Source organism: Lysobacter lycopersici, assembly GCF_007556775.1.
Lineage (GTDB): Bacteria > Pseudomonadota > Gammaproteobacteria > Xanthomonadales > Xanthomonadaceae > Pseudoluteimonas > Pseudoluteimonas lycopersici.
Genome location: NZ_CP041742.1, coordinates 860,464 through 876,045, shown reverse-complemented (window position 1 = coordinate 876,045; position 15,582 = coordinate 860,464). Strand labels below are relative to the sequence as shown.

General features: G+C 67.3%; 16 protein-coding genes. 8 read left to right on the top strand and 8 right to left on the bottom strand.

What is annotated here, in order from left to right:
• Positions 1–14: 14 nt before the first annotated feature.
• Both phbB and gluQRS read right to left on the bottom strand, forming a co-directional pair.
• Positions 15–755 (bottom strand): acetoacetyl-CoA reductase, encoded by a 741-nt coding sequence (gene phbB / locus FNZ56_RS04450; protein WP_143878687.1) that lies wholly within the window; start codon positions 753–755, stop codon positions 15–17.
• 58 nt (positions 756–813) lie between these two features.
• On the bottom strand, positions 814–1,707 hold the full coding sequence (gene gluQRS / locus FNZ56_RS04445) for a tRNA glutamyl-Q(34) synthetase GluQRS (RefSeq protein ID WP_143878686.1): 894 nt from the start codon (positions 1,705–1,707) through the stop codon (positions 814–816).
• Between the two features lie 77 nt (positions 1,708–1,784).
• Here gluQRS and htpX point away from each other — a divergent pair, with 77 nt between their 5' ends.
• Entirely contained in the window at positions 1,785–2,681 is an 897-nt protein-coding gene (htpX, locus tag FNZ56_RS04440) for a protease HtpX (protein WP_143878685.1), read from the top strand.
• Positions 2,682–2,763: 82 nt separating this feature from the next.
• Here the strand turns inward: htpX and FNZ56_RS04435 are convergent, their stop codons facing one another.
• Positions 2,764–4,848, bottom strand: a complete 2,085-nt coding sequence (locus tag FNZ56_RS04435; RefSeq protein WP_143878684.1) for an EAL domain-containing protein — start codon at positions 4,846–4,848, stop codon at positions 2,764–2,766.
• Between the two features lie 24 nt (positions 4,849–4,872).
• Positions 4,873–5,925, bottom strand: a complete 1,053-nt coding sequence (gene epmB / locus FNZ56_RS04430) for an EF-P beta-lysylation protein EpmB (RefSeq protein ID WP_143878683.1) — start codon at positions 5,923–5,925, stop codon at positions 4,873–4,875.
• An 88-nt stretch (positions 5,926–6,013) separates the two neighbouring features.
• Here epmB and efp point away from each other — a divergent pair, with 88 nt between their 5' ends.
• Genes efp through folE2 form a run of 6 tightly spaced genes read left to right on the top strand, consistent with a single transcriptional unit; the run spans position 6,014 to position 11,045 of the window.
• Positions 6,014–6,580: an elongation factor P gene (gene efp / locus FNZ56_RS04425; protein ID WP_143878682.1), complete on the top strand. Its 567-nt coding sequence runs from the start codon at positions 6,014–6,016 to the stop codon at positions 6,578–6,580.
• A gap of 4 nt (positions 6,581–6,584) precedes the next feature.
• Positions 6,585–7,925, top strand: a complete 1,341-nt coding sequence (locus FNZ56_RS04420) for a TRZ/ATZ family hydrolase (RefSeq protein ID WP_143878681.1) — start codon at positions 6,585–6,587, stop codon at positions 7,923–7,925.
• Positions 7,922–8,629, top strand: coding sequence for a bifunctional 2-polyprenyl-6-hydroxyphenol methylase/3-demethylubiquinol 3-O-methyltransferase UbiG (gene ubiG, locus FNZ56_RS04415; RefSeq protein WP_143878680.1), 708 nt, complete (start codon positions 7,922–7,924; stop codon positions 8,627–8,629). The genes FNZ56_RS04420 and ubiG overlap by 4 nt, the downstream gene beginning before the upstream one ends.
• A complete protein-coding gene (gene gph, locus FNZ56_RS04410) occupies positions 8,626–9,354 on the top strand; it encodes a phosphoglycolate phosphatase (protein WP_143878679.1) in 729 nt (242 codons plus the stop codon). Before ubiG ends, gph begins: the two co-directional genes overlap by 4 nt.
• Complete coding sequence (locus tag FNZ56_RS04405; RefSeq protein ID WP_143878678.1) at positions 9,354–10,076, top strand: isoprenoid biosynthesis enzyme family protein; 723 nt, start codon at positions 9,354–9,356, stop codon at positions 10,074–10,076. Before gph ends, FNZ56_RS04405 begins: the two co-directional genes overlap by 1 nt.
• Positions 10,077–10,124: 48 nt before the next feature.
• Positions 10,125–11,045 carry a GTP cyclohydrolase FolE2 gene (gene folE2, locus FNZ56_RS04400; protein WP_185970793.1) on the top strand — a complete coding sequence of 307 codons (921 nt, stop codon included), beginning with the start codon at positions 10,125–10,127 and terminating at the stop codon, positions 11,043–11,045.
• A gap of 322 nt (positions 11,046–11,367) precedes the next feature.
• On the opposite strand, the gene FNZ56_RS04395 is transcribed toward folE2, so the two are convergent.
• The 4 genes from FNZ56_RS04395 to yidD all read right to left on the bottom strand — a co-directional run bounded on the left by FNZ56_RS04395 (position 11,368) and on the right by yidD (position 14,451).
• The gene (locus FNZ56_RS04395) at positions 11,368–11,835 is read right to left on the bottom strand and encodes a hypothetical protein (RefSeq protein ID WP_143878676.1); all 468 of its coding nucleotides are present in this window, start codon (positions 11,833–11,835) and stop codon (positions 11,368–11,370) included.
• A complete protein-coding gene (locus FNZ56_RS04390) occupies positions 11,835–12,686 on the bottom strand; it encodes a M23 family metallopeptidase (protein WP_143878675.1) in 852 nt (283 codons plus the stop codon). Before FNZ56_RS04390 ends, FNZ56_RS04395 begins: the two co-directional genes overlap by 1 nt.
• 188 nt (positions 12,687–12,874) lie before the next feature.
• A complete protein-coding gene (locus FNZ56_RS04385) occupies positions 12,875–14,221 on the bottom strand; it encodes a dihydroorotase (RefSeq protein WP_143878674.1) in 1,347 nt (448 codons plus the stop codon).
• Positions 14,206–14,451 carry a membrane protein insertion efficiency factor YidD gene (gene yidD, locus FNZ56_RS04380; protein ID WP_221933318.1) on the bottom strand — a complete coding sequence of 82 codons (246 nt, stop codon included), beginning with the start codon at positions 14,449–14,451 and terminating at the stop codon, positions 14,206–14,208. Before yidD ends, FNZ56_RS04385 begins: the two co-directional genes overlap by 16 nt.
• Before the next feature lie 107 nt (positions 14,452–14,558).
• Here yidD and dksA point away from each other — a divergent pair, with 107 nt between their 5' ends.
• The gene (gene dksA, locus FNZ56_RS04375) at positions 14,559–15,539 is read left to right on the top strand and encodes an RNA polymerase-binding protein DksA (protein WP_143878673.1); all 981 of its coding nucleotides are present in this window, start codon (positions 14,559–14,561) and stop codon (positions 15,537–15,539) included.
• The last annotated feature ends 43 nt before the right edge of the window (positions 15,540–15,582 follow it).

The window sequence follows — 15,582 nt, the reverse complement described above, 5'->3', positions numbered from 1 at the left end:
GGAACGGAAAACGTTCACCACCCCATGTGGTGCCCGCCGTTGATATCGAGATTGGAGCCGGTGATCCAGCCCGCCTGTTCATCCGCGAGGAAGCCGACGCCGTAGGCGATTTCCTCCGGCGTGCCGAGGCGGCCGGTGGGGATGTCGGCGACGATCTTGGCGCGCACTTCCTCCGGAACCGCCATCACCATGTCGGTGGCGATGTAGCCGGGCGAAATCGTGTTCACGGTGACGCCGTTGCGCGCGTTCTCGCGCGCCAGCGAAATGGTGAAACCGTGCATGCCGGCCTTGGCCGCGGCGTAGTTGGCCTGGCCGTACTGGCCCTTGAGGCCGTTGATCGAGCTGATCTGGATGACGCGGCCCCACTTGCGTTCGCGCATGCCCTCGATGACCGGGCGCGTCACGTTGAAGCAAGAGTTGAGGTTGGTGTTGATCACGTCGCCCCACTGCTCGGCCTTCATCCGGTGGAAGGTGCCGTCGCGGGTAATGCCGGCATTGTTGACGAGGATGTCGATCGGGCCGAGTTGCGATTCCACTTCGCGCACCATCGCCTCGGCTTCCTGCGGCGAGGTCACGTCGCCCTTGACGATGGCGACGTCGTAGCCATCGGCCTTCATCTGCTGCTGCCAGGCGCGCGCCTTGTCCTCGTTGCGGTAGTTGGTCGCGACCTTGTGGCCCATGTCGGCCAGGCGCTTGACGATGGCGGTACCGATGCCGCCGGTTCCACCGGTGACGAATGCGACTCTCGAAGCCATGACGGGTTCCTGTCCTTGTCCGTGTTGTGTTGCGATCGATTCTAGACCTCGCTCCGCATCACGCATGTTGCAACGCGGCGGACATCGCGACCGGTCCGCGCGGGATGCGCGCCGGGTCGAACGCGGCGATCGCGGCCGCGAGCAGGGCATCGCGTCCGGCGATGCCTCCAAGCGCCGCCGTGTCCTGCCCAAGCACGGTCCAGGCCGCGCGCAAGGCGGGCAGTGGATCGGCCGGGTCGACGGGCAGCGCGGCCAGCGATTTCGACAGTTTGCGGCCGTCGTCGTCGACCACCAGCGGCAGGTGTAGGTAACGCGGCGTCGGCAGGGCTAGCGTGCGCTGCAGCAGGATCTGGCGCGGGGTGGAATCGAGCAGGTCGGCGCCGCGGACGACATCGGTGATGCCCTGCGCGTCATCGTCCACGACCACCGCGAGCTGGTAGGCCCAGAGCCCGTCGGCGCGACGCAGCACGAAATCGCCGACTTCGCGATCCACGCGCTGCACGATGCGCCCGTGCACCGCGTCCTCGAACGCGATGTCGCAACCGTCGGGGACGCGCAGGCGGATGGCCGGGTCCGGGCGGTGCGCACCGGGAATGCATTGCCGGTGGATGCCGCCTTCGCTCGCGAGTTCGCTGCGGCTGCAGTGGCATTCGAACGCGAGTCCGTCCGCCAGCAGGCGATCGAGCGCGGCGCGGTAGGCTTCGCCGCGTTGCGATTGCCGCCAGATCGCGCCATCGGCTTCGAACCCGAATCTTGCCAACGCCCGCAATTGCGCCTCGGCGGCGCCGGCGACCTCGCGCGGCGGGTCCAGGTCCTCGACCCGCACCAGCCATTCCCCGTCGGCGCGGCGCGCCGCCAGCCAGCTGCCGAAGGCGGCGACCAGCGAGCCGAAATGCAGGGCGCCGGTGGGCGAGGGCGCGAAACGACCGCGGTAGGGGGCAGGCATGTCCATGGTTGGCTTGAATTTAACCCGCGCCTGCCACACTAAGCCCGTGTCCGCGCCGGTCGCGCGGGAATCGAGAACCAACCATGTTGAAGCGCGTCGGCCTGTTCCTCGCCACCAACCTCGCGGTGCTGATGCTGGTCAGCATCGTCATGTCCGTGTTCAAGGTAAACCCGCAGCAGTTCACCGGCCTGCTGGTGATGGCCGCGCTGTTCGGCTTCGGCGGCTCGCTGGTTTCGCTGCTGATGTCGAAATGGGTGGCCAAGCACTTCACCGGCGCGCAGGTCATCACCCAACCGCGCAACGAAGCCGAGCAGTGGCTGGTCTCGACCGTGCAACGGCAGGCGCAGAAAGCCGGCATCGGCATGCCCGATGTCGCGGTCTACGACGCGCCGGAAATCAACGCCTTCGCCACCGGCGCGAACCGCAACCATGCGTTGGTCGCGGTCTCGACCGGTTTGCTACGGGCGATGAACCGCGACGAGGCCGAAGCGGTGCTCGGCCACGAGGTCAGCCACGTCGCCAACGGCGACATGGTGACGATGGCGTTGCTGCAGGGCGTGCTCAACACCTTCGTCATCGTGCTCGCGCGCGTCGTCGGCCGCATTGTCGATGGCTACATTTCCGGCAATCGCGACGGTGGCGGCTTCGGCTATTTCATCGTGGTCAATGTGCTGCAGCTGGTGTTCGGCATCTTCGCCAGTGTGATCGCGATGTGGTTCTCGCGCCACCGCGAGTTCCGCGCCGACGCCGGTGGCGCGACGTTGGCCGGCCGCGACAAGATGATCGCCGCGCTGGAACGCCTCGCCCAGAACCACGGCGAAAGCACCCTGCCCAAGCAGATGGCCGCGTTCGGCATCAGCGGCGGCAGCCTCGGCCTCGGCAGGTTGCTGATGAGCCATCCGCCGCTGGAGGAACGCATCGCCGCGCTGCGCAACGCACCGCTCGGCGGCAATTCGATCCGGGAAGGCGTGATCCGCTGACGAATCGTACGATTCGCTGCAACAAAAAGCCCGCCATCCGGCGGGCTTTTCGATTTCACCGCTCACCGCTCACGGCTTACCGCTATTCGAATTCGTAGTTCATCTCCGCGCTCGGCAGGGCAAGGAAATCGCCTTCGACGTAGTCCACGCCGCAGGAGAACAGCGTCGACATGCTGGCCGCGTCCTGCACGAACTCGGCGATGCTGCGCATCCCGTGCTCGCGCGCGTGGGCCGCAATGGCCTGGATGCGCTTCTGGTTGTCGGCGTTCTTCGGCAGGTCCTCCATGAAGCTGCGGTCGAGCTTGAGGAAGGCCGGAGTCACGTGCGTGAGCAGCTGCATCGAATCGATGCCCGCGCCGAACTGCTCCAGCCCGGTGCGGACGCCGAGCTTGCGCAGGCTTTCGATCAGCGACTGCACGTCGCGCATGTGGGTGAAGACCTTGGACTCGGACAGTTGCAGCACCAACCGGTCGCCGGGCACGCCGCGCGCGAGCAGGGTTTCCGCGATGTGCTTGGCGAAGCGTTCGTCGCCCAACGAATCCTGGCTGATGCGCATGAGCAGGGTGACCGGCTTGCCCGACTTCAGGCGTTCGCCGAGCACCGCGATCGCGTGGCCGGCCACCCAGCGGTCGATCTCGGCGAGCAGCCCGTGTTCTTCGGCGATCTGCATGAACGTGGTGGGGCCGACCATTTCCCCTTCGCCCGCGTCCAGGCGCAGGTAGGCCTCGTACAGCGGTTCCGGTTCGCCCAGCAGCGAAATCACCGGGCGGTAGTGCAGGACGAACTGGTCCTTGTCCAGCGCGTCGCGCAAACGCGCGACCCAGGCCTGGATGCGTTCCTCCTCGGCTCGGTCGGTGGCGCTGGGGTCGAAGATCTCGAAGCGGTTGCCGCCCACGCCGAGCGCGGACTGCACGCCCTGGTTGGCCCTGGCCAGCACCTGCGAGACGTTGGCGATCTTTTCGCCGATCTGCACGCCGCCGATGCTGGCGGTGATCGCGCTGGAATGGTCGCCGACCTCGAAGATGCCGTCGGCGAACGCGGCGCGGATGCGCTCGGCCAACGCCGGCGTGCCGACGTGGTCGCCGCCGTGCAGCAGCACCGCGAGGCTGTGTTCGCCGAAGCGCGCCGCCACGGCATCGCCCTGCAGCGCACCCTTCAGGCGCCCGGCCATGGCCGCGAGGATGGCGTCGGACGCGTCCAGGCCCATGTCGTGCAGCAGGCGCTGGTAGTGGTCGGGTTCGACCAGCAGCAGGCCGTGCCGCGCCTGGTTCTTGCCCGCGTCGGAAATCGCGTCCTCCAGCGTGCGCAGGAAGGTCTGGCGGTTGAGCAGGCCGGTGACCGGATCGCGTTCCTGCAGGTCCTTGAGTTTCTGCGCCAGTTCCGGGTCGTTCGCAAGTTCCTGGCGGCGGAACACCACCTGCACGCAGGCCTCGCCCTCGTAGCTGGCCTGGGTGAACTCCATCACCGCCGGGAATTCCTCGCCGTCCATGCCGCGCGCCTCGAGCTCGTAGCTCGGCGGCGGCGCCTCGCCCTTGCTCAACTGCTTGAGCAGCTGCTTGAAGTCGGCAACGTGCCGCGGCGCGACCAGGTCCAGCAGCGACATGCCCTCGACGTCGTCGAAGGAATCGAAGCCGAACATCTCCAGATAGGCCGAGTTCGCACGGATGTGCATGCCCTCGTGCACGTAGGCGATGGGCTCGCGCGAGGATTCGATCAGCGCGTCGCAGCGGCGCTCGGTCTCGCGCACCTGGGCCTCGAGCCGGCGCAGGGCGCGGCGGGCGTCGAGGTCGGCCCATTCGTTGCGCACCGCCTGCAGCAGTTGCTGCGGCTTGTCGCGCAGGGCGATCGCGCGCGCGCCGGCACCGAGCGCGGCCGCGACGCCAGCGGCATCGATGTCGTCGAACAGGACCAGCACCGGGATGTCCTTGCCGCTGCCGACGACCAGTTGCATCGCCTCGTCGAACGGAATCGCCTGGGCGCTGCGCGAGGCCAGGACCAGGTCGATGGCTTGCCCGGACAGCAGCGTGGAAAGCTCCTCGGCCGAGGCTGGGCGCTGCGGACGGATGGCGATGCCGGCGTTGCGCAGTCCGCTGACGATGGCCTCGGCGTCCTCGACGCTGTCGTCGACCACGACGAGGCGCAGCGCGGCGTCGGTTCCCTTCGACATGCGGATCTCCGGTGGGGGAAACGCCTAATTACACGAAGGCGGCGGCGGCGTCCACGCCGGGGCGAGCGCACGCTTGCCCGGATCGCCGGCGATTTCGCGGACCAGCCGCGGCAGCAGGTAGCCCGGCACGCGCGCAGCAAGCGCGGCATGCAGGGCCAGCGCCTCGGCGTCGCCGACCTCGAAATGCGCGGCGCCGGCCACGCGGTCGAGCTGGTGCAGGTAGTAGGGCAGCACGCCGGCGGCGAAGCCGCGTTCGCACAGGTTCGCGAGGGCTTCGACCGAATCGTTCACTCCGCGCAGCAACACCGACTGGTTGAGCAGCGTCGCGCCCGCATCGCGCAGCGCGGCCATGGCCGCATCCACGTTCGCATCGAATTCGTTGGCGTGGTTGGCATGGACCACGACCACCACCGGCCAGGGCAGCGAACGCAACCATGCGAGGAAACCGCCATTGACGCGTTCGGGCAAGACGATCGGCAGGCGGGTGTGGATGCGCAGACGGCGGACGTGCGGAATGCCGCACAGCGCGTCGGTGAGCTCGGTCAGCTTGTGGTCGGCGAGCGAAAGCGGATCGCCGCCGGACAGGATCACTTCCTCGATCGTATGGTCCGCCGCGATCGCCGCCACCGCCTCGCGCCATCCGGCCGCCGCCGCGGTGTCCTCGGCGTAGGGGTAGTGGCGACGGAAGCAGTAGCGGCAATGCACCGCGCAACTGCCGGTCGCGACCAGCAGCGCGCGCCCGCGGTACTTGTGGATTAGCCCGCCGCCGCGTCGCGCGGCCTCGTCGCCGACCGCGTCGGCCGAGAAGCCCGGTACGATCCGGTCCTCGTCGTCGAGCGGCAGGACCTGGCGCAGCAGCGGGTCGCCCGGATCGCCATGGCGCATGCGCGCGACGAAACCGCGCGGCACCCGCAGCGGGAATGCGGATGCGGCTTCCGGCGCGATGCGCCCGGCCAGCGATTCCAGCCCGAGCATCGCCAGCAGTTCGCGCGGATCGCGCACGGCCTCGCGCCAGGCCCGTCGCCAGTCGGGCGACGCAGCCGCAGGATGCGGTCGGATGGGGGCAGCGGGTATCATTGCGGCTTCGAATCAGCGCGTTCCGGCATCGCCGGAACTTCCGAATCAATATTTTAGCCGTCCGTGCGATGGCGAGACAGGAGCACCCATGGCCAGCCTGGGCATGAACGACGTCAAGACCGGCCAGAAGATCCTGGTCAACAACGACCCCTGCATCATCACCGAGACCGAATACGTCAAGCCGGGCAAGGGCCAGGCCTTCACCCGGGTGAAGTACCGCAGCATCAAGTCCGGCCGCGTGGTGGAAATGACGATGAAGGCCACCGACAGCGTCGAGCAGGCGGACGTGGTCGACACCGACATGCAGTTCCTCTACGCCGACGGCGAGTACTGGCACTTCATGAACCAGGAGTCCTTCGAGCAGGTGCAGGCCGACAAGGCCGGCATGGGCGGCGCCGAGAAGTGGCTGAAGGGCGAGGAAGCCTGCGTGGTGACGCTGTGGAACGGCAACCCGATCGCGGTGCAGCCGCCGAACTTCGTCGAGCTGAAGATCGTCCAGACCGATCCCGGCGTGAAGGGCGACACCGCCGGCACCGGCGGCAAGCCGGCCACGCTGGAAACCGGCGCGGTGGTGCGCGTGCCGTTGTTCGTCGGCCAGGACGAAATGATCAAGGTCGACACCCGCAGCGGTGAATACGTGTCGCGGGTGAAATAAGCCGATGACCGAGTCCGCCCCGCAGGCCTGCGATCTGATCATCGAAGCCGGCTGGGTGGTGCCGGTGGTTCCGCACGGCGTGGTCCTCGAGGATCACGCCGTCGTCGTTTCCGGCGGGCGCATCCTCGCGGTGCTGCCCATCGCCGAGGCGCGCGCACGCTACGACGCGAAGGAAACGGTGTCGCGCCCCGACGGCGCGCTGATCCCGGGCCTGGTCAACACCCACTGCCACAACCCGATGACGCTGCTGCGCGGCGTCGCCGACGACCTGCCGCTGAAGGTCTGGCTGCAGCAGCACATCTGGCCGATCGAGGCCGCGGTGATCGGCCCGGACTTCGTCGCCGACGGCGTGACCCTCGCCATTGCCGAGATGCTGCGCGGCGGCACCACCTGCGCCAACGAAAACTACTTCTTCCCCGACGTGCAGGGGGCCACGTACAAGCGCTTCGGTTTCCGCGCGCGGGTCGGCCTGCCGGTGATCGATTTCCCCACCGCGTGGGCCAAGTCCGACGACGAATACTTCGAACGCGCCGGCGAAGTGCATGACCAGTGGCGCGACGATGCGCTGGTCGCCACCGCGTTCGCGCCGCATGCGCCGTACACGGTCAACGACGCCAATTTCGAACGCGTGCGCATGTTGTCGGACCAGCTCGACATCCCGGTGCACCTGCACCTGCACGAAACCGCGCAGGAAGTCGAACAGTCCGTCGAAAAGCACGGCCAGCGCCCGATCGCGCGCATCGACCGGCTCGGCCTGTTCAACGATCGCCTGATCGCGGTGCACATGACCCAGCTGACCGAAGCCGAGATCCTCCTCTGCGCCGAACGCGGCGTGAGCGTGGTGCATTGCCCGGAATCCAACCTCAAGCTCGCGTCCGGCTTCTGCCCGGCCTGTGCGCTGGAACGCGCGGGCGTGACCCTCGCCATCGGCACCGACGGTTGCGCTTCGAACAACGACCTCGACATGTTCGGCGAAACCCGCACCGCGGCGATCCTCGCCAAGGCGGTGGCGCAGGACGCCGCCGGCTTCGACGCGTTCTCCGCGTTGCGCGCGGCGACGCTGGGCGGGGCGAAGGCGCTGGGCTGGGACGACCGCATCGGCAGCATCGAGCCGGGCAAGCAGGCCGACCTCGCCTGCATCGACCTGTCGCCGCTGGAAACGCAACCGCTGCACCATGTCGTGTCGCAGATCATCTACGCCACCGGCCGCCACCAGGTCGGCGATGTGTGGATCGCCGGCGCGCGCAAGCTGCGCGAACGCGAATTGGTCGACATGGACGCCGCGGCCATCGTCGCGAACGCGCGGCAGTGGCGCGAGCGGATTGCGGCGGTGCGGACATCGTGAGCACGGCATCCGGCAATTTCCGCCAGGGCGAGCTCGACAAGTTCGACGAGCTCGCGCAACGCTGGTGGGATCCCGATGGCCCGCAGAAAGCCCTGCATGCGCTCAATCCCGCGAGGCTCGGTTACATCGCCGCACGCACCACGCTGCGCGATGCCGCGGTGCTCGATGTCGGTTGCGGCGCGGGCCTGCTGAGCGAGTCACTGGCGCTGGCCGGGGCCAACGTCACCGCCATCGACCTTGCGCCGAATTTGCTGAAAGTCGCGCGCCTGCACGGGCTGGAGTCGGGCGTCAAGGTCGATTACCGCGAATCCCCGATCGAAGCGCTTGCGAACGAGATGCCTGCATCGTTCGATGCCATCGCCTGCATGGAAATGCTGGAACACGTGCCGGAGCCGGCGTCGGTGATCGAAGCTTGCGCCGAATTGCTCAAGCCCGGCGGACGCCTGTTCGTGTCCACGCTCAACCGCACGCCGGCCGCGTTCGCCGTGGCCATCGTCGGTGCCGAATACGTCGCAAGGCTGTTGCCGAAAGGCACGCACCAGTACCGCGATTTCATCAAACCCTCCGAACTCGCCGCGTGGCTGCGCGAAGCGGGACTGGAACTCGAGGACGTGAGTGGCCTCGCCTACGAGCCGTGGCGCAACAGCGCGAGGATCGTGTCGCGCACGGACGTGAATTACCTGGCCTGCGCGCGCAAGCCATGAACGGCAGGGATCAGGGGGCAGGGGTCGGGGAACAGGAAAGGCGAGAGCCGGATCCATCCGGTTCCCGGCATTTCCCCAAACTCGCGCTGTTCGATCTCGACGGCACGTTGCTCGACAGCGCGCCGGACATGGTTGCGACGATCAACCGCATGCGCGAACGCCGCGGGCAGGGACCGATGCCGTTGGCAGAGCTGCGCCCACATGTGTCGCGTGGTTCGCGCGCGATGAGCGCCGCGGCTTTCCCGGAACTTGGCGGCGACGTGCCGCAGGACATGATCCGCGAGTTCCTCGACACCTACGAACAGGAACTCGGCAGGCACAGCGTCCTGTTCGATGGCGTCGCGCAACTGCTGGATGCGATCGAGGTCGATGGCGCGCGCTGGGGCATCGTCACCAACAAGCCGGAATACCTCGCCAGGCTGGTGTTGCCGCAGCTCGGCTGGGAATCGCGCTGCGCAATCCTGATCGGCGGCGATACCTTGCCCGAACGCAAGCCGCACCCGTTGCCGCTGCTGCATGCGGCGCGAACGCTGGGCGCGGACATCGCCGATTGCGTCTACGTCGGCGACGACCAGCGCGACATCGAGGCCGCGCGCGCAGCCGGGATGAAATCGGTGGTCGCGCTTTGGGGTTATCGCCTTCCGGACGAACAACCGGCAGGGTGGGGCGGCGACATGCTGGTGGAAGTGGCGGCGGACCTGCTCGATCCGTTACGGTGGCCGTGATGGACAACGATGCCGCCCCTGCGGAGTTCATCGCCAAATGGCGAGAACACTGGCCGGAATGGTCGGTGGCGGAGACGTTCGTGCCCGAGGAACAGCGCGAGGTGGCATCGGCCTGGTTCGCGCTGCGGCATGAGCTGACCGAAGCCGCCTGGGCCGGCGAAGATCCGCGCCCGGGCGAGGCCAAGCTGGCGTGGTGGCGGGAAGAACTCCAGGGCTGGGCCCAGGGCCGGAGGCGACACCCGCTCGGGGCGGTGCTGCAGAAGCAACCGGTACCGTGGATCCTGCTGGCCGATTCGATCCCCTCCCTGTTCGCGAGCCGGGGCATCGCACCGGATCCGGATCAGGCCGCGATCCGGCTGGAGCCTTTCGCCGAGGGAGTGGCCGGCATCGGCATCACCCTGTTCGCGGATGCCGCACAGCCACCGCCATCGCCGCCGCCGCCGCGCAGCGTGGTGTACGGCCTGCTCGCGGAACGCCTGTTGCGGCAGGGCGAAGTCGCGGTGCCGGACTCGATCCGCGGCGAAGCCGGCGGGAATGCAGTACAGGCCTGGGCCGCACGCCTGCTGCAGCGCTGGGCGCCGCCGCACCACGGCTCGATCCCGGGTCGGCTGCAGGCCCTGTTGGTGCGCGAACGCCTGCAGGCCACCGCCGATGGCCGTTCGCCGTCGTCCTGGTCGCGGCTGACCCTGCCGTGGCGTTGCCGCGTCATCGCGCGTAGCTGAACGCAGCGTTCCGGGGGCGTTCCCGCCCGCGCCGGTAGAATGGCGCGCATGGCTAACCGCAATCCCGCCCAATTGCCCGATGTCGCCGGTGACACCGTCGCGCTTGCGCGCCCGCTGGACTGGGTCGGCATGGACCACATCGCGCTGCCGGTGCGCATCCCCGACGGGCAGGGTGGCCAGTTGCAGGTCGCGGCCGACATCGATGTCGCGGTGAATCTCAAGAACGCCGACGCGCGCGGCATCCACATGTCGCGGCTGTACCTGCAATTGCAGGACGGCCTCGCGCGCGAAGCCATCACCCCGGCCGGCTTGCGCCACCTGCTGCAGGACGGCATCGCCTCGCAACAGGGCCTGGCCACGCAGGCGCGGCTGCACATCCGCTACGACGCGCTGTTGCAGCGACCTGCGCTGGAAAGCGGCTTCGCCGGATGGAAGCGTTATCCGGTCGAAATCGAAGCGACGCTCGCCGATGGCCATCTGCAGTTGGCGTTGTCGTTCGCGGTCGAATATTCCAGCACCTGTCCCGCGTCGGCCGCACTGTCGCGGCAGGCGAATGCGGAGCGCTTCGCCGAGGATTTCGCAGCGGCGCGACCGCTGTCAGTGGGCGTTGTGCGCGATTGGCTCGCTTCCGATCGCGGCATGGCCGCGACGCCGCATGCGCAGCGTAGCCGCGCGCAGGTGCATGTCGAACTGAAACCGCAGTTCGAGGAATTGCCGCTGCTCGCGCTGGTCGATGCGCTGGAGGCGGCGCTGGCGACGCCTGTGCAGACCGCGGTGAAGCGCGAGGATGAACAGGCTTTCGCGCGGTTGAATGCCGAGAACCTGATGTTCTGCGAGGACGCCGCGCGCCGCGTGGCTTCGGTGCTCGCCAACGATCCTCGCGTCGAACGCTACGACGCGACCGTGTCGCATTTCGAAAGCCTGCACCCGCACGACGCGATGGCGCGGGTTTCAGGTGTCAATGCCTGAATTGTAGGGCGGAACCGCCGCAGGCGATTCCGCCGGATGCGTTCCGGCCAGGTTTCCGGCGGAAACCGCTTCGCGGGTTCCGCCCTACGGCATTTCGCTAGCACTTGTAGCCCGGATAAGGCCGCAGGCCGCATCCGGGATTTCGCCATAGAATAGGAACCCCGGGTGCGCTCCGCTTACCCGGGCTACGTCTGCTTCGAAAGCCTGCATCCGCATGACGTGGTGGCGTGGGTAAGTGGCGTCAACGCCTGATTTTGTAGGAGCGGCTTACAGCCGCGACCGTATTGATTACGTCGCGTAATTGCTGAGATTTCATCCCAGCCTACGGCCGTGGACATGTGACCGGATGCAATTTCACTTCGTAAGTCTCCGGCTTGGTTCCTGGCGGCATGGGGCCATCTGAGTAATTTACCGCCGTGCCTTCGTAACCACCCATGGATTCGGACAGGGAAATCCGAATGCCGTCTAACCCGCTTCCGATCGCGATGATGAGTCGGCCGTGATCGAGCATCCAGAAACTGTCACCGAACTCCCCTTTGAAATAGGTTTTGTCCGGACCTTCGACCCAATCGAGCGCCTTGGCTGACTTTCGCTGCTTGAGACCTTCTGCTGGATCATCCAGCAAGATCAATATGCGTGGAAATCGCAGCCATTTTGTTTTTGGCGCGTTGTTGGTGATGGTCGAATAGCATGATTTCACGGCGAACGCAGAGAAAGGGATTCCTGCAAGTAACACAATGAAGGCGATTGCAGCTCGCAGCGGAACCAGTCTCGCCGAATTGCTGCACATCACTTCCCGCGCTCCAGCACCAACAATGGATCGATCCGCACGTCGAACCAGCTCATGCCCCAGTGCAGGTGCGGGCCGGTGGCGCGGCCGGTCATGCCGACGGCGCCGATGACGTCGCCCTGTTTCACCACGTCGCCGACCTTCACGTCGATTCGCGAGAGGTGCAGGAAATTGCTGCTGATGCCGTGGCCGTGGTCGAGCAGCACGGTGCCGCCGGTGAGGTAGAGATCCGGCGAGGCGAAGGTGACCACGCCGTCGGCCGGCGCTTTCACCGGCGTGCCCTGCGGCACCGCGATGTCCATGCCCGAATGCCCGGAACCGGGCTGGCCGTTGTACACGCGCGCGTTGCCGAAGCGGCCGCTGATGCGGCCATGCACCGGCCATTCGAAGTGCTGGGCGAAGCCGGTTTCATCGCCATCGCGGGTACGCGCGGCGGAGACCTGCGCCTGTTCGCGTTCGATGCGCGCGGCGATCTCCGGCGGCGGGTTCACCGTCTTCGGCGGCACGCCCTTGATGTTCTCGATCGGCCAGTCGCGCGCGGTGACGGCGATGCTGTGCTCGATCCAGCCGGTCGCGGGCTGCTTGATCTTCACGATCAACGGGCCTTTTTCGTCACGACCGACGCCGAACACGAAATCGCCGTCCGGCGCGACGCTCAGTGTGCGCCCGGCGTATTGCACGATCGCCGCGGGATGCGTGTTGCCGACGACCATCGCGCCTTGCGACACGGATGTCGGCAGGCGCGTGGCGCGGGTCGGGATCGCGCCGCCGCCACCAACCATCGGCGTTGCGGGCGGTGTTGGTGTCTGTGCGAGGGCGGTGCAGGCAACGAGAAGCAATAGGCTCGTCATACACGGCAACAAGCGCCGTGAAACGCGGCCGGCGAAAGCCTGAATCCAGCGTTTGGCTTTTCCCCTCTCCCCTTGAGGGAGAGGGTGGCGCGTAGCGCCGGGAGAGGGGAAAACACACGCCCCCTCTCCTGTCCCTTCGGGACATCCTCTCCCACGAGGGGAGAGGGAAATGCGAGAACGAAAACCCCTCATCGCGCGAACGCCAACCGCGAACCGACCGGCTCGCCGACCAGTTTCGAACCATCCCATGCGAGTTGACCGTTGACCCAGGTCGAGGCGATGCGCGAATGGAACGTGGTGCCTTCGAACGGCGACCAGGCGCATTTCGACAGCACGTCCTCGCGGCGCACGGTGAACGGTGTGTCGTCGATGAGCACGAGGTCGGCGAAATTCCCTTCGCGCAGGAAGCCGCGTTCGGCCACGTCGAACAGCTGGGCCGGCGCGTGCGCAAATTTCTGCACCACCTGCGTGGTGCTGAGCTTGCCTTCGTGCACCAGTTCCAGCGCCGCGACCAGCGCGTACTGCACCAGCGGCAGGCCGCTCGGTGCCTGTGCGTAGGGTTTGGCCTTCTCCTCCAGCGTGTGCGGCGCGTGGTCGGTGGCGAGCACGTCGAGCACGTCGTCGGCGAGCGCGGCGATGATCGCTTCGCGGTCGCTTGCATCCTTGATCGCCGGGTTGCACTTGATCAGGTTGCCGAGGCGCGCGTAGTCGCCGCGGTCGAAACGCGTGAAGTGCACGCAGGTTTCGGCGGTGATGCGCTTGCGCGATCCATCCGCGCGGATCAGCGGCCCGCGTTCGAACAGCGCCAGTTCGTCGGCGGTGGAAATGTGCAGCACGTGCAGGCGCGAATCGTGGCGGCGCGCGAGCGAGATCGCCAGACGCGTGGACTTGATGCAGGCCTCGCGCGAACGGATGTCCGGATGGCATTCGACCGGGATGTCGTCGCCGTACTTCGCCTGGAACGCGGCGACATTGGCGTCGATCATCGGCGTGTCTTCGCAATGGGTGATGATGGTCACCGGCGATTCGCGGAAGATGCCGTCCAGTACCTGCGGGTCGTCCACCAGCATGTTGCCGGTGGATGCGCCCATGAACACCTTCACGCCCGGCGTGGCGCGCGGGTCGATCGCGCGGATCGCGTCGAGGTTGTCGTTCGACGCGCCCATGTAGAAGCCGAAGTTGGCGCGCGAACGCCCGGCCGCGCGGCGGTACTTGTCCTCCAGCGCGCCGGCATCCAGCGTCGGCGGCCGGGTGTTGGGCATGTCCATGAAGCTGGTCAGGCCGCCTGCGACCGCGGCCGCGGATTCGGTCGCGATGTCGGCCTTGTATTCCAAGCCCGGTTCGCGGAAATGGACCTGGTCGTCGATCATCCCGGGCAGCAGGCGCCGGCCGTTCGCGTCGATCACCGTTTCGCCGCCGCGCGCCGAAAGCCCGCTGCCGATCCCGGCGATGCGGTCGCCGGAAATGCGCAGGTCGCCGTCGAATTCGCGGCCCTCGTTCACCAGCCGCGCATTGACGATCAGGGTGTCCGGCATCGATGTTCTCCAGTGGCGGGCGGCACCGGGTCGTGGCCGCCGGGATTGAGGGGATGGCAGCGGCCGATGCGGCGCAGCGCGAGCCAGCCGCCATGCCAGGCGCCGAAGCGTTCGACCGCCGTCATCGCATATTCCGAGCAAGTTGGGGTGAATCGGCAACGCGGCCCCAGCAGCGGGCTGATCCAGCGTTTGTAGCCGCGCAGCAATCGGATGAGGAGGCGTTCGATCACGGGGTTTGTACGCGGTTTCGCGCAGGCTTGCGCGGTTGCCGCTGTAGTCCCGGCAGGGTATAACAGCGCGCTTTCCCGGCTCAAGGGAACCAGAGGAATACGTGCAAGTGGCAGTGAAGAAACCCGCGAAGAAGGCCGCCAAGCCCGCCAAGAAGACCGCCAAGCCCGCGAAAGCGGTGGCGAAGAAGCCCGTGCCGAAGAAACCGGCGACGAAGAAAGCCGCGCCGGCGAAGTCCGTGGCCGTGAAAAAGCCCGTGGCCAAGGCCGTGAAGAAGGTCGTTGCGAAAAAGCCCGTGGCCAAGCCGGCCGCGAAGCCCGCGCCGGCGAAGAAGTCGGTGGCCAAGGCCGCGCCCAAGCCGGAAAAGAAGGCCGTCGTCGCCAAGGCGCCGGCCAAGCCCGCGAAGCCGGCCCCCGCGCCCAAGCCGGTCGCGGCCAAGCCTGCTCCCGCTCCGAAGCCTGCGCCCAAGCCCACCAAGCCGGCGGTCGATCCCAAGCCGAACAAGCAGGGTGTTGCTGTCGCCCTGGCAGGCAATCCGGCGTCGCCGGTGACCGCAGCCCGTCCGGCACCCGCACCGCGCCCCGTCGGCAAGGTCGCGGTTGCCGTGACGGCGCGTACGCCCGCGCCGGCGGCGAAGGGCAAGGTGAAGGTCGTCGCCTACCAGAGCGACGACACCGGTCGCCCGATCCTGCCGAAGGGCTATCGTCCGGATCCGGCCGAGGAATACATGGGTCCGCTGCAGCTGGAGTATTTCCGCCAGCGCCTGCTGCAGTGGCGCGACGACCTGGTCGAAGAATCCAAGCAGACCATCGAGAACCTCAAGGATGAAGTGCGCGACATCGGCGACGAGGCCGAGCGTGCCACCCGCGAAACCGAGAACTCGCTGGAACTGCGCACCCGCGACCGCTACCGCAAGCTGATCGGCAAGATCGATTCCACGCTCAAGCGCGTCGAATCCGGCGAATACGGCTACAGCGTCGATTCGGGCGAGGAGATCGGCCTGGATCGGCTCGAGGCGCGCCTCACCGCCGAGCGCACGATCGACGAGCAGGAGCGTTGGGAACATCTGCAAAAGCAAATTGGAGATTGAATCTCCGGTTTCGACGAAAACCCCGCTTCGGCGGGGTTTTTCG